Here is a 22882-nt window from a genome sequence, read left to right as displayed (position 1 = left end):
ATGATGGAGACAGGGATTCAAACTCTAAGAAGTCCTCGATTTCTTTGCCCTGAGTGCGGGACCGCGTCCCGATTGCCGGAAGGAGTTCCCACCGGTTCCGTCTTCCGACTGACCTGTTATCAATGCGGTCATAAGGCTTTGGTGAGAATGGAACCTCCCCCTCCACCCTTGTCGCCCAGAGAACCGATCGTTTCAGCTCCAAAAATCAGTCCTTCGAAGCCGACCGAGCCTCCAAGAAGAGAAGAGCCTCTTCGAAACGCGGGAACTCCCGCGAATGCAACTCCACAAAAAGATCTCGAACCCACGGGGCCCGGGTTTTTAGAAAGAATTTCTCATTCTTTGGAAGAGTTTCGAGCTTCACTGAGCTCAAAAATGCGGGAACTCCGCGAAAAGTTCGGGGAATCACGGAACGCACCGACTCCGGATCCTCTCTTCGGCGAGGAACGCCCTTTGCTTCGTCGGGAAAAAATTGCGTTCGAAAAAAAGCCATTCTTCTCCGTCCGTCGGGAGATCGAAGAGGGAAGTCAGCCTCGGATCAAAACCTTGGCCGAAAGACTTCGGGATCAGATGTCTTCGCATCGTCTTCGACTTCCGAACTTCGTCCTCCTTTCCGCCGGCGTCGTCATCTCCCTTCTTCTTTTGGGGATGATCGTTTTTTGGGTTGGGGTCATTTCCCGAGAGTCGGAACTCCAACAGATGATTTCTCTTTTTTACAATCACCAACCTTCCGTGATCTACGATCGGGATGGGAAGAAAGTCTCGGAGATTTTCGCAAAGAAGACCAGTAATTTGGAATGGGACGCGTATCCGGAAAATCTTAAGAAGATCGTTCTTCTTGTGGAGGATAGAAGATTTTTTTCCCATAGCGGAATCAATTACCTTTCCATTGCGAGAGCGATTCTTGTAAATATCACAAGTTTTCGTTTTAAACAAGGCGCTTCCACGATCACACAACAGCTCGCGAGAATTCTCCTCGACGATCGTGAAAAAAGTCTGGTGAGAAAGATCAAAGAAGCGCAACTAGCCTTTGCGCTCGAATATACATATGAGAAAAAGCAAATATTCTTATATTATCTAAATAACGTCTACTTGGGGCACGGAGCTTTCGGTTTTGCGAGCGCCGCAGAATTTTATTTTAAGAAGAATCCGAACGAACTTACAACCGAAGAGATGATCGTTCTTGCCTCCTTGGCTTCGGCACCGAACCGATATTCTCCTCTGAAAAATCCGGATCTTTCGAGACAGAGGGTCAATGCGATCATTCATTCTTTTCGGGAAGACGAAATTCTAAAAGAAAATCCGAAAACGAAGTTGGACGAACTCTATCTTTCCTTTCACATGCGCTCTCCCGGTGAAACCGTCTTCGGGAATCGAAGGGACCATTCTCCTTACGTGACGGAACACGTTCGTAAATTCTTAAATTCCCTTTATCCGGATTCAAATATTTATGAGACCGGAGGATTTTCGATCTATACTACGATCGCAGAACCGGTTCAGGCGGAACTCCAGAAGATCGTAAAAACGTACGTCGACAATGTTCAAAAAAACGGCCTGGTTCGTAAGACAAAGCTTACGGATAACAAGAATTCCAGTGAAACGGCGGTCTTTCGAAAATACGTGCAGGATCTTTCTCCAGCGCTTGAACTCTTTATGGATACGGATTCTTTTTCGGGTTCAAACGAATCGGGGCTCCAAGTTGCGTTAGTCGCCGTTGATCCGTCCACGGGTGAAATTCTATTGATGCACGGCGGTTCCGAATTTAAGGCGGACAACCAATTGGATCGAACCACAGGAATGAAACGCCAGACTGGCTCGTCTATAAAGCCGATTCTCTATTCCGCCGCGATTGAAAACGGCCTGATTACGGCTTCTTCTCGAATTTTGGACGCGCCTCTTATCTATAGAAATCAAACCGGAAACTGGATGCCGGAGAATATCGGAAATCAATACGACGGTGATATCAGCGTTAGACAAGCTTTGGCTAAGTCCAAGAACACAGCCGCGGTTCAGATCGCGGAAAAGCTCGGAATTTCCAGAATCCAAGAATTCTTTCAAAAATTTTTCTTCCCGGATTCCAAGATGCTTCAATCCAGATTTAGGGGTGACCTTTCTCTTGCACTCGGGTCATTAGAGATTTCACCTCTTGAAATGGCTTCGGCTTATTCGGCCTTCGCGAACGACGGTTCGATCAAACGCCCTTATCTCATCCAGAAGATAACCGATCGTTCGGGAAAAATCATCTTTGAAAGAAAGGCGACGGACGAGTTCGGTTTAAAAGTTCCGGAAGAACGAAAGGTTCTCTCTTCCCAAGTTGCGGAGATCATGATCGATCTTCTTCATGGAAGCGCGAATTCTGCGGGTGTACGGAACACAGGTTACAAAGGCGAAGTGGCCGGTAAAACGGGAACCACGAACGACAATCGGGACAATTGGTTCGTAGGAGTCAAACCGGGACTTTCCATGGCGATCTGGCTTGGATACGACGATCCGAGTTTCGGTCTCGGCTCGTCCGCGTTAGGCGGAACCGTCGCCGCTCCTCTTTGGGGTGCGGTCGCAAAGGTTTTCGAATCCGCCGAGGACGCGGAGGAACTAAAACGAAGATATCCCGTGACCGAACACGCGATCACCGCAACGGTCTGTGAAGAATCCGGAAAACTTCCGGGACCATCCTGCAAACATTCCAAAAAGGAATTGTTCAAGAATGGAACCGTACCTTCCGAAGTTTGTCCTCTCAATCACGGAAGCGACGCAAAGCGGGAAGTTCTCAGAAATGTATTTTAAACGTTTTTCTTATATTCTAATTTTTTTAAGTTTTGTTTTGAACTTGGAGTCCGTTTCTTACGAGGACGCTTACGCGATGGAAAAAGAGGATCCTCTTTTTTCAATTCCCTTATACGAAGAATTACTCCGAACGTCGCAGAAGTCCGATATTCGAAAGACCGCGTCCTCTCGACTTTTCTTTCTATATGAGAAATATCGAAAATACATTCCTGCGATTTTAATCATGAGCCGTTCCGGAAAGATTACCGATAAGAAAGGAAAATACCCATCGCTCGTTACAGAACTCGCTAACGGATTGAGCGTAAGCCCGTCCGCACTTGTTTCTGTGATTTCGGGATGTAGTAGACCGATACCCGATCCGGATCCTTTTTTTCAGGAACAAAACTCGAAAGAAAATTCTTCTGAAAACCTTCTCGAAGAATCCGCAGATACAGCGACTGCTTCTCCGCTTCCGGAGCTTCCGCTTCTATTTAAGATTCTCTCTAAAAAAGAAAACGCGCCTCTCTATAAGGCTTGTTATGCGGTAAAGATCAAAATGGGCGATTACGACGGTTGGGAAAAGATTCACGCCTTTGGAGAAGTCCGAAATATTCTGAGCCCTGAGACTTCGCTCGCATTGAGAATCAGTTATACTCTTCATTCCGATCGGGGAAGCGCCTATAAGAGGATTTATTCTGGAGGAAGATTAAAATCGTTAAGCGAAGAGGGAAAATCCGATCTCTTGTATCTTTACGGTAAGTTTTTGAGAAACTTGGGGAAATACGATTCCTCGGCGCGTTATTTTTGGATGAGCTCCTCATATGGAAGCAAAGAACGGGGAAGAATAGAAACCGCAAAGACGTTACTCGCATCCGGAAGAAAACAGGAAGCCTGTGGACAGATCGCAAAGGGATTTTCACCCGGAGACGAATCCGAAGAGCTCTTGAATCGAATCTGTTTTAAAAACATGGACGAAGGCCATCCGGGTCAGGAACTTCTCAAAGCGATTCGAATTCTAAATTCGGACGCCCCGGATCCGGTTTATGAATTTCTTCTTGGAAGAAGTTCTTCACAAAAGACGGAGGATACCGATCCGGAGGATTCTTCAGAAAGTTCTTCACGTTATGCGAAACTTCTCGATGAGAAACTTTTTGGAGGCGAAAAGAATCAGACTCCGTTTTGGGATTATCGAAAGGCGGAGACGACTCTCGTGTTATCCTCGAACCCTGCATTTCTCTGCAAACAAGGACGTTCTTCGTTATTTAAGAAAACCCTAATACAACCGCAGAATTGTGTTCCTTTTCAGGGACTTTCTCCGGAAGCAATTTTGGGGAGCGCTCTTTTTTCTCAAGATCAAGAAGAATGGAGTCTATTGTTCGCCAGTGTGGCGTATCATTCGGTTCCGGCTCGTATCGATTTTCGAAACGAGACGAACGAAGAATCTCTCCAAATTACGAGCGTAGTTTATCGTAAAACATTGAATCGTTTTTTTGTGGAAGGATATTCCAGCGACGGAAAATACCGATTCTATTCAATGGAATGGAAGAATCTTCAGACGAGCGTTCCCGAAGCGAATTGAAATTTCGAGTTTCCATTTTCTGAATTATCAAATCACTTCTTACGGAAGTTCAAAACTTTCCCGCAAAAAGTTTCGCTTCGAGTTTCATCACTCCCTAAGGGTAGTTTGAAACACTCTCGCTCGCAAGCTTCGAATCCCTCCGGATTCGTTTTTGTCTATTAAGTTCTTATTGAATAGTTGAGAGATAACATTGGGAGAACTCAGCGCAACGCTCTCAATGGATCGCGTTGCAGGGAAGGATTCGCCTCTAACGCAGTTGCCCATCCTGGTCAGCGAAGCTCCGAGGTGTCTTGCTCGCGGCTCATCCGTCCATGGATTCGCTTCGAGTTTCATCACTCCCTAAGGTCGTTTGAAACACTCTCGCTCGCAAGCTTCGAATCCTTCCGGATTCGTTTTTGTCTATTAAGTTCTTATTGAATAGTTGAGAGATAACATTGGGCAGGGAAGGATTCGAACCTTCGAAGACATAGTCAGCAGATTTACAGTCTGCCCTCGTTGGCCACTTGAGTACCTACCCGAAGAGAAATTAGCTGCCTATAGGAATCGAACCCACAACCGTCTGATTACAAATCAGATGCTCTACCAATTGAGCTAAGGCAGCAATTTTACTATGAAAACCAGTATTTCGCGCTCTTTTCCTTGGTCAAATAAAAAATCCAAGGCGGATCTTCTCGACGAACGTGCAGTTGGAAATCAAGGAACGGATGCTGAGATTGGAAGAATTTCCCTCTTTCTTCGGAGAAGGGTCGGAAAAAGAGTTTCGAATGGTCGGAACTCTACCGAAAATGGAATGAAATGATTTTAACCCTAATCAATGTCGGAATGGCGATCTCCCTCCTTAGCTTTTACGCGGGTTATTATTTTCGTTTTAGAAAGAATCTCCTGCATCGAATTTTTAATTTGATAGGAACTGCTATCAATCTGATCACGGCCGTCGGTCTTTTGTACACAAAATACCTCGGAGGCGGTTTGGAAAATGCGGGAATCGTTCCTACTGTCGATCGCTGGATCATCGACACCCACAGAGCTTTTGCCGCGCTGACTTTGATTTTGATGCTTCTGATGGCAGGGTCAGGAATCGCTCAAAAAAAAGAATTTCACAGAAAACTACACTATATTTTCCTTCCTCTATACACCGTGATTTTCCTTTCCGGCCTGGTTCTGTTTCGTTCTACGAACTGACCTTCTTTCGGCACCTCTCACCGAGGTTGGAAATCTTTATCGCAATCACATAGGAAGAATATGAACGAAATCAACGAACTTAAGAATTTCGCCAACGAACTCAGAAAGAGCGTGATCCGTATGGTCACCGCCGCAAATTCCGGACACCCGGGCGGACCTCTCGGTCTCGCAGATATTTACGCAGTTTTATATAAGAAAATTCTAAATCACAAACCCTCCAATCCGGATTGGGAAGAAAGAGACAGGTTGATTCTTTCCAACGGTCACGTCTGCGCGATCCGTTACGCCGCTATGGCTCATTCCGGCTACTTCCCGGTAGAAGAACTTCTTACTTTCCGGAAATTGAATAGTAACTTGCAGGGTCACCCTTCGACGCGCTACATGAAAGGTATTGAAAGTTCTTCCGGTTCTCTGGGACAAGGCCTTTCCGTTTCCGTAGGTCTTGCACTCGGGGCAAGATTGAAAAAACAAAATCATAAAATCTACACTTGTATTTCCGATGGAGAGTGTGGAGAAGGAATGACTTGGGAAGCGGCTCAGTCCGGCGCGCACTATAAATTGGACAACCTGATCGCTTTTATGGATAAGAATGGAATTCAGATCGACGGATTTACGAAAGATGTAATGAATCTCGAACCTCTCAATGAGAAATTTCTTTCCTTCGGTTGGAACGTCTTAGAAGCCGACGGCCATAATATCGAGCAGATCATACAAGCATTTGAAAAAGCAAAACTTCACAAAGGTTCTCCCACGATCATTTTGTTCAACACGGTGCTCGGTAAAGGTGTTTCTTTTATGGAAAACAATCCTGGCTGGCATGGAACTCCGCCAAAACCGGAAGAAGAGAAAAAAGCTCTCGAAGAATTAACCGCACTTTCCGTTTGAATTCGGTCGCTCCTCGATTTGTTGGGGAGCGTTTCGTTTTTTTTATTTCTTTTCGAATCCTCTTTTCAATTTTTATGCTCTTTCTCTGATCGACCGTAAGACATAGTAATTTATCATTCGCATTTCATTTTTTCCCCAAAGAAATTTCATTCTGAATTGACTCATTTTGTTTTTTGGAAAAAGATCTAGTTTATGCCCTCATCCGATTCTTACTTTGATTCTCTTTCCTTTCCGCCCGAGAAGTTGGAAGAAAAATTCTATCAATTGGAATTTGCGGGTGTAGAAGATAAGATACAAGTCATGCGCGAGATCGCGGAAATGGTTCCCTGGCAATTTCGAATCAGCGACTTCGTTGACGAGTTCAAAGATCCTACGTTACGAGTTTTTGCACGTTCCATTTCTTCGATCGTACATCTTGAGCGTATTAATACTCGTTATATGCTTCTCGCGGGCAAGGGACATATCAACGATTACTCTGATTTGGAAGAAGCCGTGTTTCTTCTTTCCAGCGTAGGCGACCCCGATGCTTCCTATCATGAATTCAAAATTTATCTGGATCAATTAGCTCTTCGGGTAGAAGAACTCTGCGATCTCAATCCGGAATACGTTTCTGAAGAACTCAAGGTTCATTTTTTGACTAGGGTTCTTTCTTCCGAGGAAAACTTTCAAGGGAACAACGATCAATACGACGATCCGAACAATTCTTTCGTAACTCGCATCGTGCGCACTCGAAAAGGAATCCCGATCTCTTTGTCAGCCATATATCTTCTCGTAGGACAGAGGCTTTCTCTTCCGCTTTACGGTGTGAACATGCCTCTTCATTTCCTTCTTCATTTTGATTCTCCCGATTACGAGACGTTTATCGATCCGTTTCATGGAGGAGTTCTTCTGGATAAGTCGACTTGTATTCGATTTTTGGAAGCGAATAGTTTTACTCCGAGCGAACGATATTTCACTCGCGCGAGCACTCTTTCCATTATCAAAAGGATGTATCGAAATCTGATCCATATCTACCGTAAGGAACAGTATCGCGATATGGAAGATATTCTCGCTCGTCAGCTCTTGATTCTTGAAAACAAACTGAAAGCGTAAGTCCCCGCGAAGAGTTCTGCTTGAGCCTGTACAGATATTTTGAATACTGGCCCCACGGGAAGAGGTAGTGAAAGTATCTGTACTGAAAGATTCTTTAGTTCGTAAGTTTGATAAAAAACTGGAAGCGATCATTCGCGAGGATCTCAAAATTCTTGCAGAGATCAAAACCTATACGATCCGATCGGGCGGAAAACGAATTCGTCCGATATTGCACTATTGCCTTTGTCAACTCCTCGGGTATTCAGGTAAATATTGGCTCGACGTCGGCGCCATTGCAGAGCTGATTCACGCCGCGAGTTTGCTTCACGATGACGTCGTGGACGAGGCCGAGACCAGACGCGGACTTCAGAGCGTAGGTTCCAAGTTCGGGAATAAGACCGCGATTCTTGCCGGTGATTATCTCCTAGCCTGCGGAATCGATCATCTCAACGGCCTCGGTTATCCGGAACTCATGGATATTTTTACCCAGGTGATTAAAGACCTTTCGGTTTCGGAACTCATTCAGATGGAATGGGAGAAAAATCCCAAGATTACATTAGAAATATATAATAGAGTCGTTTACGGAAAGACCGCTTCTCTTTTCGGCGCTGTTACTTCAGCGGCGGGAATTCTTTCCGAAAAATCGGACAAGGAAAAGAAAAAACTCAGACAATTCGGGATCGATCTCGGTTCCTTTTTTCAGAAAAAAGACGACGCAATCGATTATTTTTCTCCGGCGAGTAAGAGCGGTAAGGTCCCTTTGAAGGATTTTTACAACGGACTTTACACGTATCCGATTCTTCTTCTCTTAGAAAATGCGGATAAGAATGATAAGAAGCTGGTTCATTCCTTGTTTGCGAAATCCGAACGATCTCCCGGAGACGGAGTCGTGATTCTAAGTCTACTTTCCCGTTATCAAGTGCGGGAACAGATGGACTCTGAGTTTCAAAACATTGCTGAAAACTTGATGAAATTCTTAAATGGCTTTGAAGAATCCGGGATTCGCAATCTTTTAAAAGATCAAATTTTAAAACTCTTAGAAGAATAGATTTCTTTTTTAAAAAACGTTTTCTGTTTCTACGACGATTGGAAGGATCCATCTCGATTTTTTCTCAGACGGATTCTATTTTTTGTGAGAATAAAATACTTCTTGGATCCGCAAAAAAAAAGACCGCGAACGTTTTTAGTGGTGAACACCATTGAGTTTTTGTAGGAGTTCCCACCCAAATGGAACTTTGTGCTTGTAAAATTACAATTTTATGATAGAGAAATGTCTCCCGAGCATTTCCACCACCCACCCCTCCACCCAAAATCAGGGTGGGGCGCGCGACTTTCACGGAGGATTGTCGTATTTACGACAGGATTTATCCCAAGGTGGAAGAATTTTCCGGATAAGAAGATCCTCGAGCGAAGCAGGTTCGTTCAATGGAAATCTGAGGTCCCAGTGTTGGAAGGGATCGTCCGCTTTTCTTTCGGTCTCGAACGAAGAGTTTCGGCAAAGTATTATAAAAATTGAATATATTTGTGAGAATTGGAGAAAGTAAGATGAAGCCTAAAATTTTTCCTCAGATCGATTCCGATCTGGATTTGGTCTTTGAAAGAATCGTGGACGTCCCTCGGGAATTGGTCTGGGCCGCTTGGACAAAGCCGGAGCATATCGTAAAATGGTTCACACCCGCACCTTGGAAAACGATCGATTGCGAAATCGATCTTCGTCCTGGCGGAATTTTTAGCACTACGATGCAGTCTCCGGAAGGAGAGAATTTTCCGAACATTGGCTGTTATCTGGAAGTGATTCCGAACGAAAAACTTTCTTGGACCGATGCTCTTCAACCCGGATTTCGTCCTTCTCCGGATCCCACACATCCTTTCGGATTTTTTACGGGTATCCTCACTTTGGAACCTCACGGAAAAGGGACGAAGTACGTCGCGACCGCCATCCACGGAAACTCGATCAATCGTAAGAAACACGAAGAGATGGGTTTTCACGAAGGCTGGGGAAAAGCTCTCGATCAGTTAGTAGAACTTGCGAAAACAATGAAACTCTAATAGAATCAGGTTCTAATATCCCGAAAGGATTTTAAGAATCCTGATTCTTTCTTGGAAGGTGATTTTTTACTGAGTTGTTGCGCTTCCGCTCGGAATCACGTTCGGAGCGCTACAGGAAATATGTCCGGTGATTGTCACAGAGGCTCCTGCGGCGGAAGCGGTTGAGACGCAGGTCTGGTTGTCTTGTGTAAAACACTGCTGTGTGGTCGTGATCGAAGTACAGTTTACGTTATCGGATGTGTAACACTGATTCAGGATTCCCGTCGTAGTCGAACTCGCGAGTAATTTTCCAGTCAAGGAAAGATCGATATCCATATATTGAAGCGTTTGTTGTTGAGCGCCCCCGTTACTACTTGGATACACCGGAATTCCGGACGCTCCCCATTCTACCTTTCCTACGTTACCGGTAACGGTTCTTGCGAAGGCGCCACCAGAATAACTAAAGCCTTGTTGCGGATCCACGGAACCTTGATACTGAGAAGAATCGAATTGAAATCGAAGGACCAAAGATTCCCCTGTGGTTTTCATGATTAATTGGCTCGTAATCGTATAACGCGTGCTTGTGGAACCGGAAGTCGTAGTTGAGGTATTGCCCGTTGTCGTTCCCGTTGTTCCGGTGGAGGTAGTTCCGGGAACCGCAACGCCGCAAGATGAAATCTTATCGGAATCTACTTCTCCATTGATAAAAATGATTTCTCCGGTTGCGGCCAAAACCCTGAGATCAACGTTGTTCTGATCTTTGTGTTCACAATCGAAAAAGAACAGCGTAGAACTCAGGACGGAAAAAAGAAGAATGGTATAAGAACGTTTCATAGATTGCCTTTAATTCATGCTCATTGAAAAGCGAAAGAAGGTCAACAATGAAATTGAACTTCGCTTTCTGGTTTCGACCCTACCTTTAGAAGATCGTTCCCGAGCACCCTGATTCTGAAATAAAATTTGAAAGATTGGTTTGACAACCTCGGAAAACGGTATGAACTCCCGGCCCATGGAAAAAAGGTCTCGAGCCGTAGAATACAAACCGGGAATCCTCGAACTCTGGGGAGTCCGAGTTTTGCGAAATCTCGCTCTAAGAGACAAAAGATCTCCCGGAAATTGGACGCGTCAAGAATTCGGAGCCGGATCCAGAAAGATCATTGGATGGACCGTCTTTTGGTCCTTACAAACCGGTTTCTGGACTACGTTCTTTATTATCCTTGTGGAAAAATTATTTCCGGATTCGCCGGAGCTTTGGTCCCCCGTGTTTTTAGAAAAATGGTTCTGGACTGGCCTTGCTCTTTTATCTGGAACGATCTTGGAATTTTATCTTCTTTATAGAATCGGTCTTTCTTCCGTCTACAAGATGACTCGTCTTGCGGGACTGGATTTGGAGGAGGATCCCGATCTCATCACCGGTGTTAGCAGTCTTCTTTCGAGATTGGCCTTGGAAATTCCAGATCCGGATCTCAGGCTCTTAGGAATCGATCCCTATCGTCTCACCAATAAACATAGTCTTTTTATCACGACACTTCTCTACAAAGCTAAAGTTTTTCTTTCGAACTTGGTCGCAAAGATCGTGATTCGGAAAATTCTCGCGAGAAACTCTTTTCGAATTTACGCCGATTTTGTAGCCGCGCCCATTACGGCGATTTGGGACGCAATCGTACTTTATGTTATTCTTAAGGAGTTGCGAACACGACTTTTGACCCGTATCTTATCCAAAGAACTCGTGGGGGAAATTCTTTCCAAACGAAATTCTTTGAGTCGTGAAGCTAAGATCGCATGTATGTCGGCGGTCGGAAACTCGGTCGTTTTTACGCAGAGATTTCATCCGAATCTAGAATACATTCTTATCAAACTTCACAAAGCCTTTCAGATTGAAGACTATCACTTTCGATTGGATGAATGGGAATCCCTTGAAAAACTTCTAAAGGATCTGAATGAGGAAGAAAAAGAGCTCTGTCTAAAAATATTGAGCATAACTTGCTGTTTTGATGGTAAAATTTCCTCCTTCGAAAGGAAACATCTTCCGCTTGTGTTCGGAGAAAAATCGAAGGAACGATTAGAATGGGTAGAATCACTTGCGAAATCGATCGGACGTGGGGACTTGGAAGAGGCGAGAGAATTGTCCCAATTGAATTTTTCAGTTCTTCGATAGGGTCATCCTAATGCAAGTTGTTGTGCAATGGTTTGAATCCGTTTTTCAATCGATTCCACTTTCTCTTCTGGAAGTCTGGGGAAGTGTCGGATACTTTGTCGGTTTGATTCTTATGATTTCCGCTTTTGGAGGTTTTACCTTTCGTCCCGGAGGAAAAATCGGATTCGGAAGAGAAAGACAATCCTGGGATACACAGGCTTTCTTAAGCATTCCTCTTACGTTCATTCTCATTTTTATAACCGGTTATCTCGGTTCTTTTATCGTTTTGGTCCCCGGAGCGCAAACCTTCGAATCTCTCAAGGATCTTTCCGTTTTTCTTTCTATCGTTTTGTTCGGATATCCCGCTTTGATCGCAGTTCCTTTCGCATACGGTCTTTCGGATCTGATCGAGGGTGTGCCACCCGACTTCTTACTCGATTGGTTATTAGGATACTTTATCAATCCTGCATGTTTTTGGGTCGCTTATCAATTGATTGGAAGGGATCCGGATTTTAGAAAAATAAAAACATGGTTTTACTATCTACTTTTTGTTTTCGTTTTTATGGCGGTGGAACCTCAGCTCTGGGGTTATATCTGTGCGAATCAATTTACTCCCGCAATTTCCTATAGAAATATCACCCCCGCTTTGTTTTTTACCACTTCGATCACTTGGGTTCTCGCACCATTTGCGATGCTCGTCGCTCTTCCGCTCGCAAAAAAATATCGAATGTTCTGGATTCAAATTCCCTGTCATGTGAGGGAGTTCGTTTTCAATCATAAGGAATTGCTTTGGAACGAGATCAGCAATTCGGACGAAGAGGAAAATCCGATTCTCGGTTTGCCAATTCGTATGTTTATGGTGACTCCGTTTATTCTTCTCGTGATGTTGATGGTGGGAATGACCGCGTATCTCAATTTAAAAAGTTCGGAGCTGGCCGCCGATAAACTCGCGGGAAGGTTGCATCAGGAAATTTCGGAGAACATCAATCTTCAATTGGATCGTTATCTTGAAAATTCGAAGAATCAAGAGGAGTCTCGCCGTTTAAATGGAATACTTTCGCTCTTAAAATCGATGAACATCTCCGAACATGGTCGGGCAATCGTCATCGATCGTTCCGGAGCTTTGATCGCTTCCTCCAAAAATGTGAGTGCGGGAGATTGGAAACAAGGAGTGGAAGGAGACCCGGTTTTTGTAAACGCCATTCAGACCTTAAAAAAGAATATCGGAAATCTCGATACGTTGAAGTCTCCCGTTCAGTTTCGTTTCGACGTCATCACCGCAAAACCACTATCGCTGGAAACATGGCTTACACAAGCCACACCCTATGAAGATAATCGAGGGGATAAGAATTGGATCGTACTCACTGCGATTCCCGCCGCTTATTATCTGGAAGGAGTTAGAATTGGTAGCAGTCAGTCCGCGATGGTCTTTGCATTTGCGCTTACACTTTCCCTTCTCATCGGTGCGTTTCTTGCGGGAATCGTCACCGCTCCGATTCAAAAAATTCTGAACGCAAGTCGAGCGATGGCGCAAGGTGATTTTCAACAAAGAATACCGGAGAGTCGCCTGGAAGAATTGGGAACCCTTGCTCATTCTTTCAATCACATGGTGGAACAGCTACAAGAGTCCTTTCGAAGAACAAAGTCGAGCGAAGAAAGATTCCGGGATCTCGTGGATACAACACCGGGAATCGTTTGGGAAGCGGATGCGAAGAGTTTTGATTTTACGTTCGTGAGTCAACAGGTCGTAAGTATGCTCGGTTATTCCATAGAAGAATGGAAAGAACCCGGATTTTGGGCCAATCACCTTCATCCTGAAGATAGAATTTGGGCCGTCGATTTTTGTATCGCTTGTACGGGAAGAATGGAAGCTCATGATTTCGAGTATCGATTCTTGAGAAAAGACGGAAGTGTTGTCTGGCTCCGCGATCTTGTCAAAGTGATCGTCCTCGATCATCAACCGCGGTGGCTTCGCGGCGTGATGGTGGACGTCACCGAACGAAAACAAATCGAGGAAAATCTCCGCGAAAGAAATCAATTCATAGAATCGATCCTGGATATTACTCCGGACATATTATACATTTATGATTTAGAGGAAAAGAAAAACATCTATAGCAACAACGGAATCGAAATCGTCCTTGGATATTCGGTGGAACAACTTCAGTCGATGGGAGATCAGATCATTCGAACCATGATGCATCCCGAAGATTACGATCGGTATTTCACCGAAATTCTTCCACGTTATGCGAAAGCGAGTGATAAGGATTTGATCGAACATCAATATCGAATGAAACACAGCGACGGAAACTGGCGGTGGTTGATTTCAAGGGAACTGATCTATAAAAGAAACCAAAACGGTTCTCCGAAGCAGATATTCGGAATCATCTATGATATCACGAAAAGTAAACAGGCGGAAGAGACGATCCTAGATCTCAACGCAAACTTGGAAAAAAAGATCGATCTCCGAACCGAAGAACTTCGCAAATCGAATTTCGATTTGGTGGAAGCCGTTCGAAATTTGGAAAAGACCATGAAGGAACTCCAAGGAGCTCAGGATCAGTTGCTTCTCTCCGAAAAGTTAGCCGCCATCGGGCAACTCGCGGCGGGAATGACTCATGAGCTCAACACACCTTTAGGAGCGATCGTTTCCTCGAATCGGGCAATCTTAGAAATTCTTCAAAACGAAATCAGGGAAATCCCCAATTTGATTTTCAATTTTAACGAAGAAGAAGTTCGGGATTTTAAAATACTCTTAGCTGAAAGTTTACAGGATGCCTCACAATCGGAAATCATTCCGAATCGAAGTTTAAAAAAGGAACTCGTTCAGTTATTTCAAAACGCCGCAATTCCGGATCACGACAACGTTGCGAACGTCGTTCTCGACTCGGGAGTTTATCGATTGAAAGAACGACTCCCCGAGCTTCTCGGAACCGAAAGAAGGATGGAGATTCTTACGGCGGTTTCTTCTTTTTCCACGGTTGTAAGATTGAGCAACGTGATTTCGATTGCGAGCGGTAAGGCATCGCACGTGGTCGAAGCCTTAAAAAATTATTTGAATCCGGGAGTGAATGAAGAAGAAGGGGAAATCGTTCCCGTCGATATAAAATCGGAAATCGAAACGATTCTTACGTTATATCATACAAAGATAAAGTATGGGGTAGAGGTAATTACCGATTATCGGACCGACGAGCGTTGTCTCGGAGACGGAAATAAACTCAATCAAGTTTGGATCAATCTCTTGAATAATGGTTTGCAGGCTATGAATTATCAGGGGAAGATTGAAATCTGTATCGAAAAACAAGATCTTTGGATCGTTACTTCGTTTATCGATTCCGGGAGCGGAATTCCGGATTCAGTAAAAGATAAGATCTTCGAACCCTTCTTCACAACGAAAAAACAAGGAGAAGGGATCGGACTCGGATTGGATATTTGTAAGAAGATAATAGAGAAGATGGGCGGAAAGATAGAGTTCGAGAGCGTTCCTGGAAGAACGAAGTTTAGCGTGTGGCTGAAATCCGCAGGCTCGGTATAACGGAGACCCTAAAAGATACTATGAAAAATGACGCTATTCTCTGTGTGGATGACGAGCCGATCATCTTGATCGCGTTGAAACAGGAATTAAAAAAACAATTCGGAAACGAGTTTCAATATGAAACGGCAATCAACGCGAAAGAAGCTCTCGAAGTTGTGGATGAGCTCGTGGAAAACGGGATCAATGTGATCCTCATACTATCCGACTGGAGAATGCCCGGAATTAAGGGAGACGAATTCTTAATTTTAGTTCATCAAAAATATCCGAAGATCCGTTCCATCTTAATCACGGGACACATCGACGAAGCGGCGGTGGAACGAGTAATGAAAGAAGCAGGAACATACGCAGTTCTTCCAAAACCCTGGGACCGGAAACAATTGTTGGACGCTGTCAAAGTTTGTTGCGGTAAAAATTAGATCGAATCCAACTTGTTTTCGGTAAAGAACACGATTTAAATTTCAATTGCCCGTCTACACGTTGCGAAAGACCGTGTAATCAAAAAGGTTCGAGTCCTTTTTGGGAGAGTTCGATGAAAATTCACCGATATGATTCAGTACCGGATGTTCAGGAAATCGGTGACGGAATTTTCAAAACCGAGATCCCTCAGCCGTTCTATTCGCCTAACAATATTTATATTCTTCCGGATGGAGAACCCACGATCATCGATTCCGGTTACATCGAGAACCTCGGACTCTTACAAAGGGCTCTCAGAAAAATCGGACTTTCCCTGAGTAAAATCAAACATATCATTTATACTCACAATCATTTGGATCATATGAGTGCCGCATTAACGATTCGATATTATACGGATGCGAAGTTATACGCGATGGCCGGGATGGCGGCGGGTATCGATAACTATGTCGAATTCGTTCAAGTATTCCAGAGAGCGATGAGAAGATTGGTCTACAAAGGACATCATGACAATTCCGTTCGAGCCCAGGAGCTCAAAAGGGTCGATACAGGAATATTCGAATTTCAAGATGCGCTTAACAATTCGGAAAGGGTGGATCCTTTTCTCAATTTCGACGTAGAGCTCGTGGAAGGGGACGTAATCGCGGCAGGTGGAAGAGAGATCGGAATTCTTTATACGCCGGGGCACAATCGTTGGCATCTTACTCCGTATATCCTGGGAGAAAAAATTTATTTTACCGGCGACCTCGTCTTACAAAACATCTCTTCTATTTACGCTGAAATCGACGGCAATCTTTACGACTATCATCAATCCTTGGATCGCCTTTCCAAACTACCGATCCGAAGACTTCTTCCCGCACACGGACCGGAACCGGATGATCCGCAAAGAGCGATCAAACTCCTTTCCAAAACCCTCAATCTTTTAGAAAGAGGCGTAGTTCGTCGATTGAAAGAGAATGACCAGGATCTTTCCACTCTCGTTTTAGAGGCGATGGGGGAAAAGGTCGCTAATAGCGGATACTATAACACAGCTTTGGCGATTATGCATTCGCTGATTCGAAAGTTGATCGATCAGGGGCAGGTTCGGATCATGGAAGTCGATCCTCCTTATGAAAAGTATCACTGGATCGGCGGTGAATAAGAATTTTTTGTTTGTTCGAAAACCTCGATCGCTTATTCAATCGTGAGAGGCGATCGTTTTATCGTAAATACTCAAAGCGATATCTCATCGGGGAATATTCTATTTTCCTAAAGTAGATCGGACTCTGTAGAATGGTTTCGAACTTAGAATGAAGGTGAGGCTCAAAGGAAGAATTCTATGGAATTCCCTAAAATCTGAGATCTCCCGGTTCTCGAATGATTTCCCCGTAGAACGGAGTCTCTTTTATTTTTAGATTGTATCCTTTGATGAACAAGATTTCAAGATTGACCGTGTCTTCTCGGTTATAACTTTCCAAAATTCTCAGAGCATCCGTATCGTCGTATTCGACGTATTGTCTCCACAATCGAACCGCATCGGCCCCGTTGATTGCGGCTTCCTCCGGCCTATTGATCCCGAGCGCTTTTTCGCAACCTTTGAGTCCGCCCTTGATCCCGAGGGAACGTAAGAAAAACATAATATCAATGTGATTATTCCGAAAACGAACGTTGAATTCCCTTTCGAGAAACGGAACGTCGAATGCGATTCCGTTGTACGAAACAAAAATTCGATCCGGACTTACGTTGTCCAAAAAAAAATCCAGATTGAATCCCCGCGTGTACGCTTTGTATTTGTTGCCGTCATACGTACCGATCATCGTAGTTCTGTCTTCGCTTGCCAGGCCTGTCGTTTCGATATCTAAGTAGAGAAGCTTTTGACGAACGGCCGGAAACAGTCTCCAGTGATGTTTCGCGGAAAGAACATGGAAGAAGTAGAAAAAGTTCTCTCGTTCCAATTCTTTTTTAGAAAACTCTAATGCGTCTAAGATGAGGTTCTTGATAGGAACGGACTCCGTTCTTAAAAAATCCTTTAGATCATTCCAGTTGAGAATTCCTTTTTCCCAGAGTTGTCTTTCTTCGACCGAATCGATACCCGGTAAATGACAAAACGTATGCTCGAGCATTCAAACTTTCCTACCGCTTCGGAACGTGATCGTTAAACGAAGGAAAATGATAAGCGAACATACGATCCATAGAAAGGAATTACCTATTTTTGTATAGAAGGTCGCCGCGGAAGGATTGAGTTGAATCGAAAAGGTGCGGATCGCGGTTTCGTGAAAGCCGACCGGAGTAATCAGCGAAATTCCTCTCGCATCCCAAACGTCCGTAATTCCGGAGACGGTGGAGCGAATCATTGGAATGCCTGTTTCGATCGCCCTGAGACGAACGGTTCCGGAGTGTTGATTTGCCTCCAATTCCGAATCAAACCAAGAATCGTTGGTAAGATTGATCAGTAGGTCGGGACGTTCTTTCGAATCGAAGTAATCGAGAACGAGATCGGTAAACATAGCTTCGTAACACAAAAGAGGAAGAATGGAATAAGAATATTCTAAATTCTTAATTTTCTCCGTTTGTAGTTCGGGAGAGGAGAATTCTACTTTCATCCTTTCCGGAGTTTTAAGCTGTTCGAGGTCGTGTCTGTCAGGAGGTGAAACTTGCCGGCTGTTTTTTTTAATCGTTCCTGTCAGAAGTTTGGGAGAATCTCCCGGAACGTAACGAGATGTTTCTTGGAACGTTTTTCGTAAGAATGGGAACTTGGATTCCCAAGGAAGATATTCTCCGAAAGCCAAGAGTCTTCTTTTATTATAACGTTCGGTGATCCCATCCAAGTTTTTAAATAGGGAGATTTGATTTCTCAGTTTTCCATCTTCCAGATTCAATTCGTTGAAAAGAACGTCCGCACCGGTATGTTTTGATAAATATAAGATCACGCCTTCCATCGTGGAGGAATAGATGTGTTCATCCTGATTCTCTTTGGAAGGAATCGTTCCGTGAAACGGAATGGCGGATTCCGGAAGAATGATAAGCGAAGGAGGTTTTTCCGCAGACATACTTCCTTGGAGCGCAAGCGATAGAATTTTACTCATCGTACTTGCAAGAAAAATTTCGTCATTTTGAAGATCCTTTGTTCCGGGAGAAGTATCCGGTTGGATCATAACGACCGAAAGAACTTTTGTTTCTCCGGGGACCAATGAATCGGAAACAAATCCGATTTTATACAAACCGTAACCGTAAACGATAAATATAGCGATGAAGGAAATCAGAAGAATTTTAAACTCTTTCGATTTTCGATTCCTGAAATGTGCGATCGAAAACGAAAGAGCCGATGCGATAAAAAGTAAAAGAAAACTCAAACCGTAGACGCCCAGGAGGGAAGCGAACTGCTCGAAAACGATCGAACCGGAAACCAAATTCCCCCAATACCAAGGAAATATCTGAAAGGTGATCAGATCAGCCAATGTTCCTGCGGCCGGAAACAAAATCAAATTCCAGGGTTTTGAAGTATTTTGAATATTCGAAAAACGGAAAATAATATAAAAAGGAACGAATTTGATATGCGAAATCAACCCGTAAAAAAGGAAGAATACAAACGAAACGAAGGGACCGGTTCCCGAGATCCTAGAAACCGATCCGGGAATCCATAAGAAAGTTGTGAAGTTTAGAATTTGGGAAAGGAGTAAAAGCCAAAGAAATGCCTTCCATAAGGATCCTCGATTGAGAGAAAGAAACAAGGATAAAGTCGAAACCGAAGCAACGATTCCTGCGCTGAGAAAGGAAAAGGGGGAAAGTCCAAAAAGGACGCCGAAACCGACTCCAAAACAAAGTAGAAGTCGGTAGCGAAACGAGTCTAAGGGAACGAATCGATAAAACATCAATTTTGATTTTTCTTTATTTCCTCTTCGTATTTAAGTCTTCTTGAATATTCTTCCGCTTCTTCTTTTCCGAGGTTCTTAATACGAATTTCCATGAGGGCTTTTTCTCTCGCTTCCCCTTTTACGTTTGAATTCTTCTGGAGCCAGTCGGATTCCTCCGAATGAGTTTGTTTTTCCTTTTTCTCTCTTTCTTCGATTTCTTTATAAACCGCGTCCATACGATCGGCTCCGTCTTTTCCGAAATACTTTTCGCGAATCGCCCTCGTTTTTCCGTTTCGATCGGATAAATTCATTCTTTCCAATTCTTTATCGCGTAAGAACATTTCGGTTTCATAGGTATTGTATTTCGGCTCCCGAGTCTTTACCGTATTGTAATACTGACCGTAGACGTTTTTTCGATATTCTTCATATCGTTCCAATCTTTTATCGCCGTTCAAAGATTCGGTTTCTTTTAAAAATCCGCTCAAAGAATCCCTATACGTTTCCTCCGCCTCTTCCAACCCGAAGATCAGCTTAGCGTCGTTATCCGAGAAAATTTCCCTTCTTTTCTTTTTAACGAGTTCGTATTTTTCCGCACGGCTGAGTTTATCGGGGAGTTCGAATTCTCTCATCGTGGTTTCGTATCTCAAGTAACCCGAAAAAAGTTTCATCAGATAATCGGCGTCCTTACCGGAGTAGTGATCTGCGATGAATGCGCGGATGATTTCGTTACACTGTTCGAAGCCCGTATTCTCGGGACATTGTCTCCGAAGCGCCCAGAGTTCCGATACAAGATTGACTTCGCCGGTCGCCGCGTATTGCATCAGCTCGTCGAAGCTCAGCCATTTTCCGTTCTCGTCAAAAATTCTTCTGGAAGTATCGACCACCGCTTGGTTCAGGATCCATTCTCCCGATTCGGATCTTTGAAGAGTAAATTCGGTTTCGGAATCCGCGGAGCCGTTCTTCGAACCGACTCCTCCGCTAAAAAAAACGAACCAAATCAATGCGATGAGAATCACGGAGATCAATGCGATGACCGCTGGGAATGTAAGTCTTTCCTGGAGAGATTTCATGGACCTGTGATTGTGAAAGAATTCTTTCTCAAGGCAAACCTTTTTTGTTTTTTCTGAAAAAGTGGGTTCGTATGAAATGACAAAGTCGTGCAACAAAAAAGACCGATTCTCTATTACCCGGAAGGGACCACGGGGGCGAAGGAAATTTTTTCCTATTTGGAAAGATTGGATGTCCGTTCCTATACTCCCGATCAAATGATTCGGTTGAACGAAGAAGAACCGGAGATTCTCGTCGCGAATACGAGGTTGAAAGTAAACAAAGACGCCGTACAAAAATATCCGACGGTAAGAATTTTCGCGACGGTCAGTTCCGGAACCGATCACGTGGATTTTGCGGCGCTAAAAGAAACGGGAAGAATTTTTTTGAACGCACCCGGTTGTAACGCGGGTTCCGTCGCGGAATATTGTTTTGCAGGACTCAAAAGTCGGTTTTCCGATCAGGAATTAAAGCGACTTCGAGTTGGGATGATCGGTCACGGTCATACAGGAAAAGAATTTCATAAAATTCTAAAGTCTTTCGGAGTAGAATCCGTTTTTTACGATCCATTTTACAAGGCGGAATCCGTATCTCTTCGGGAAGTTTTGAGTTCCGATATCGTAAGTTATCACGTTCCTCTCACAAAGGACGGCTCTGATCCGACTTTTCGATCGGTATCGGAATCGTCGATCGATTCTTTCAAATCCGGAACCGTCCTAATCAATACGAGTCGTGGAGAAATTTTTACTCCGGAAGCGTTTGTAAAATTGCTGGAAAGGGAAGACATATTCAAAATATGTGATGTATTTGATCCGGAACCTCCAACTGAAGAATTCGGAGCTGTTTTATCGAAGACGAAAAATTCCGTCTTTACTCCTCATATCGCGGGTTATAGCCAGATCGGAAGAATGAGCGGAACTCATCGTGTCGCAGAAAAGTTATCGATCCTTTATGGGGACAAGCCGTTGCCTCCCCTTGAATCCTTTTTAGAAACCGAAGGAGAATTTAAGACGGAAACCTTTCTTTTAGAGGAGGATCGTCTTCTACGAGATTCTTGGAAAAACGGGGATTCGAGTTATTTCGAAAGAAGACGCAATTCTTATCCGATACGATTGGACTGGGGTTTGGTTTAAGAATTTATCCTGGAAGTCCAAGTGATTTTTTAAACCGACTTTGTTTTGAATCGGGAAGGGGTTGAACTTTAAGACCGTAGCGATCGAAATTTTGCAAAGAATCATTCTAAAACCGAGTTTGAATTTTCGCGCGGATCGTTTTTCAAAAACCTCCGATTTTTGAATTTCTTTCTAAGAATTTCCCCAATCGATAAACTGTTTTCCCTTTGCCCTTTGGCAATTCGGGCAGAAAAAGGAATCATAACCTAAGACGTTCGCTCTTCGGATCGTCGTTCCACAGACTGGACAAGGTTCGTTTTTACGATTTCGGACTTTTACGTGATCTCTTACTTTTACTTCCAAGGGCGCGTTCGTGTTTCGGATAAAATCGATCGAAGTGTGAAGGACTTCCTTTATACTTTTATAGAGTAAGATTTTTTCTTCCGTCGTGAGTTGATTGCAGGGAGTTTTGGGATGAATTTTTGCCGCGAACAGGATTTCGTCCGCATAAGCATTTCCTAATGCACTGAGTTTGGTTTGGTCCATCAGAAAAACCCTCGTTTGTTTTCTATTCTTATTCATTAGCTTCAGAAAAATGGATTCCGTAAAATTCTCCGAAAGTAGATCCACTCCTTGCTCTTTGTATTTCGGAATTTGCCCCAATTCTTCCGGTTTTAAAAAGTAGACCTTTCCCATTCTCGTATCGTCCATATAATTCAAAATGGGCCCATCCGTAACGATTCGAATACAAAGATCTTTTCGTTTGTATTTCGGATCCAAGGAGAATCTTCCGGACAACATCGGATGGATAACAAGATTCATTTTTTCAAATATAAAATTCAGAAAAGGTCCGTTTCTTTCTATCTTTTGAAAAACGTTGTCTTGAAAAGAACTGTCTATCGCTCCGCCGGTTAGATCCCTTACTACGATCGGATCGATGATCTCAATGGATTTAATTTTTCGATCGATCAATTCTGGAATCAGTCTTTCTTGAATGATCACAAGATCCGGAAGCTCGGGCATAAGCCGATTGGAGTCGATTTTTTTTCTTTCGTCAAGAAGTTGTTCTTTGAATTGAGATCGGAATTCTCATAAAAAGAATATTTTTGCGTCGTTGAATCACACGTTCTTTTAAGATGAAAATTCTAAAAAAGGAACATCGATTTCGGAATACCTAAGTATTCAATGAGAAATATTTTTTGAGAAAACTGCTTGTTTCTTTATATAAAAATCTATTTCTTTGAGATAGAAAAAATACGAGTTAGTCTTCGATTCTTATTAAAATCCTGAGATTCTAAAAATCGT

Annotated in this window: 17 protein-coding genes and 2 tRNA genes; 12 read left to right on the top strand and 7 right to left on the bottom strand. The window is 43.6% G+C overall.

Annotated features, from left to right (window positions below):
* Positions 1 to 3: 3 nt before the first annotated feature.
* Both DLM75_RS21235 and DLM75_RS21230 read left to right on the top strand, forming a co-directional pair.
* Complete coding sequence (locus DLM75_RS21235) at positions 4 to 2781, top strand: transglycosylase domain-containing protein (protein ID WP_174715103.1); 2778 nt, start codon at positions 4 to 6, stop codon at positions 2779 to 2781.
* Positions 2771 to 4339 (top strand): hypothetical protein, encoded by a 1569-nt coding sequence (locus DLM75_RS21230; protein WP_118970511.1) that lies wholly within the window; start codon positions 2771 to 2773, stop codon positions 4337 to 4339. Before DLM75_RS21235 ends, DLM75_RS21230 begins: the two co-directional genes overlap by 11 nt.
* 435 nt (positions 4340 to 4774) lie before the next feature.
* Here the strand turns inward: DLM75_RS21230 and DLM75_RS21225 are convergent.
* Both DLM75_RS21225 and DLM75_RS21220 read right to left on the bottom strand, forming a co-directional pair.
* A tRNA-Tyr gene (locus DLM75_RS21225) sits at positions 4775 to 4856 on the bottom strand.
* Between the two features lie 11 nt (positions 4857 to 4867).
* Positions 4868 to 4940 (bottom strand) — tRNA-Thr (locus DLM75_RS21220).
* Between the two features lie 194 nt (positions 4941 to 5134).
* Between DLM75_RS21220 and DLM75_RS21210 the strand changes: the two genes are divergently transcribed.
* The 5 genes from DLM75_RS21210 to DLM75_RS21190 all read left to right on the top strand — a co-directional run bounded on the left by DLM75_RS21210 (position 5135) and on the right by DLM75_RS21190 (position 9526).
* Positions 5135 to 5521: a hypothetical protein gene (locus DLM75_RS21210; protein WP_118970509.1), complete on the top strand. Its 387-nt coding sequence runs from the start codon at positions 5135 to 5137 to the stop codon at positions 5519 to 5521.
* Between the two features lie 60 nt (positions 5522 to 5581).
* Positions 5582 to 6406, top strand: coding sequence for a transketolase (locus tag DLM75_RS21205; protein ID WP_118970508.1), 825 nt, complete (start codon positions 5582 to 5584; stop codon positions 6404 to 6406).
* A gap of 192 nt (positions 6407 to 6598) precedes the next feature.
* Positions 6599 to 7498, top strand: a complete 900-nt coding sequence (locus DLM75_RS21200) for a transglutaminase-like domain-containing protein (RefSeq protein ID WP_118970507.1) — start codon at positions 6599 to 6601, stop codon at positions 7496 to 7498.
* Positions 7499 to 7565: 67 nt separating this feature from the next.
* Positions 7566 to 8525, top strand: a complete 960-nt coding sequence (locus DLM75_RS21195; protein WP_118970506.1) for a polyprenyl synthetase family protein — start codon at positions 7566 to 7568, stop codon at positions 8523 to 8525.
* Positions 8526 to 9022: 497 nt separating this feature from the next.
* On the top strand, positions 9023 to 9526 hold the full coding sequence (locus DLM75_RS21190; protein ID WP_118970505.1) for an SRPBCC family protein: 504 nt from the start codon (positions 9023 to 9025) through the stop codon (positions 9524 to 9526).
* Between the two features lie 66 nt (positions 9527 to 9592).
* On the opposite strand, the gene DLM75_RS21185 is transcribed toward DLM75_RS21190, so the two are convergent.
* Complete coding sequence (locus DLM75_RS21185) at positions 9593 to 10339, bottom strand: LIC10920 family plasminogen-binding lipoprotein (RefSeq protein ID WP_118970504.1); 747 nt, start codon at positions 10337 to 10339, stop codon at positions 9593 to 9595.
* 160 nt (positions 10340 to 10499) lie between these two features.
* Between DLM75_RS21185 and DLM75_RS21180 the strand changes: the two genes are divergently transcribed.
* The 4 genes from DLM75_RS21180 to DLM75_RS21165 all read left to right on the top strand — a co-directional run bounded on the left by DLM75_RS21180 (position 10500) and on the right by DLM75_RS21165 (position 16726).
* Positions 10500 to 11663 carry an LBF_2804 family protein gene (locus DLM75_RS21180; RefSeq protein ID WP_118970503.1) on the top strand — a complete coding sequence of 388 codons (1164 nt, stop codon included), beginning with the start codon at positions 10500 to 10502 and terminating at the stop codon, positions 11661 to 11663.
* A 10-nt stretch (positions 11664 to 11673) separates the two neighbouring features.
* Positions 11674 to 15174 carry a PAS domain-containing protein gene (locus DLM75_RS21175; protein ID WP_118970502.1) on the top strand — a complete coding sequence of 1167 codons (3501 nt, stop codon included), beginning with the start codon at positions 11674 to 11676 and terminating at the stop codon, positions 15172 to 15174.
* A 20-nt stretch (positions 15175 to 15194) separates the two neighbouring features.
* Positions 15195 to 15590: a response regulator gene (locus DLM75_RS21170; protein WP_118970501.1), complete on the top strand. Its 396-nt coding sequence runs from the start codon at positions 15195 to 15197 to the stop codon at positions 15588 to 15590.
* A 113-nt stretch (positions 15591 to 15703) separates the two neighbouring features.
* The gene (locus DLM75_RS21165; RefSeq protein WP_118970500.1) at positions 15704 to 16726 is read left to right on the top strand and encodes an MBL fold metallo-hydrolase; all 1023 of its coding nucleotides are present in this window, start codon (positions 15704 to 15706) and stop codon (positions 16724 to 16726) included.
* A gap of 187 nt (positions 16727 to 16913) precedes the next feature.
* Here DLM75_RS21165 and DLM75_RS21160 read toward each other — a convergent pair whose 3' ends face one another.
* The 3 genes from DLM75_RS21160 to DLM75_RS21150 are packed head-to-tail and all read right to left on the bottom strand — an operon-like array spanning position 16914 to position 20488.
* A complete protein-coding gene (locus DLM75_RS21160; protein WP_118970499.1) occupies positions 16914 to 17687 on the bottom strand; it encodes a ribonuclease H-like domain-containing protein in 774 nt (257 codons plus the stop codon).
* Entirely contained in the window at positions 17688 to 19436 is a 1749-nt protein-coding gene (locus DLM75_RS21155; protein WP_118970498.1) for an apolipoprotein N-acyltransferase, read from the bottom strand. It lies immediately after the preceding gene.
* Positions 19436 to 20488 carry a lipase secretion chaperone gene (locus tag DLM75_RS21150; protein ID WP_118970563.1) on the bottom strand — a complete coding sequence of 351 codons (1053 nt, stop codon included), beginning with the start codon at positions 20486 to 20488 and terminating at the stop codon, positions 19436 to 19438. Before DLM75_RS21150 ends, DLM75_RS21155 begins: the two co-directional genes overlap by 1 nt.
* An 87-nt stretch (positions 20489 to 20575) precedes the next feature.
* On the opposite strand from DLM75_RS21150, the gene DLM75_RS21145 reads away from it, so the two are divergent.
* Positions 20576 to 21598 (top strand): NAD(P)-dependent oxidoreductase, encoded by a 1023-nt coding sequence (locus tag DLM75_RS21145; RefSeq protein ID WP_118970497.1) that lies wholly within the window; start codon positions 20576 to 20578, stop codon positions 21596 to 21598.
* Positions 21599 to 21769: 171 nt separating this feature from the next.
* Here the strand turns inward: DLM75_RS21145 and DLM75_RS21140 are convergent, their stop codons facing one another.
* Positions 21770 to 22600, bottom strand: coding sequence for a DNA-formamidopyrimidine glycosylase family protein (locus DLM75_RS21140; protein ID WP_118970496.1), 831 nt, complete (start codon positions 22598 to 22600; stop codon positions 21770 to 21772).
* Positions 22601 to 22882 lie beyond the last annotated feature (282 nt).

The organism is Leptospira stimsonii, assembly GCF_003545885.1.
Lineage (GTDB): Bacteria > Spirochaetota > Leptospiria > Leptospirales > Leptospiraceae > Leptospira > Leptospira stimsonii.
Note: the sequence above shows the minus strand (reverse complement) of the source record. Positions and strands in the feature narration are given on the sequence as shown.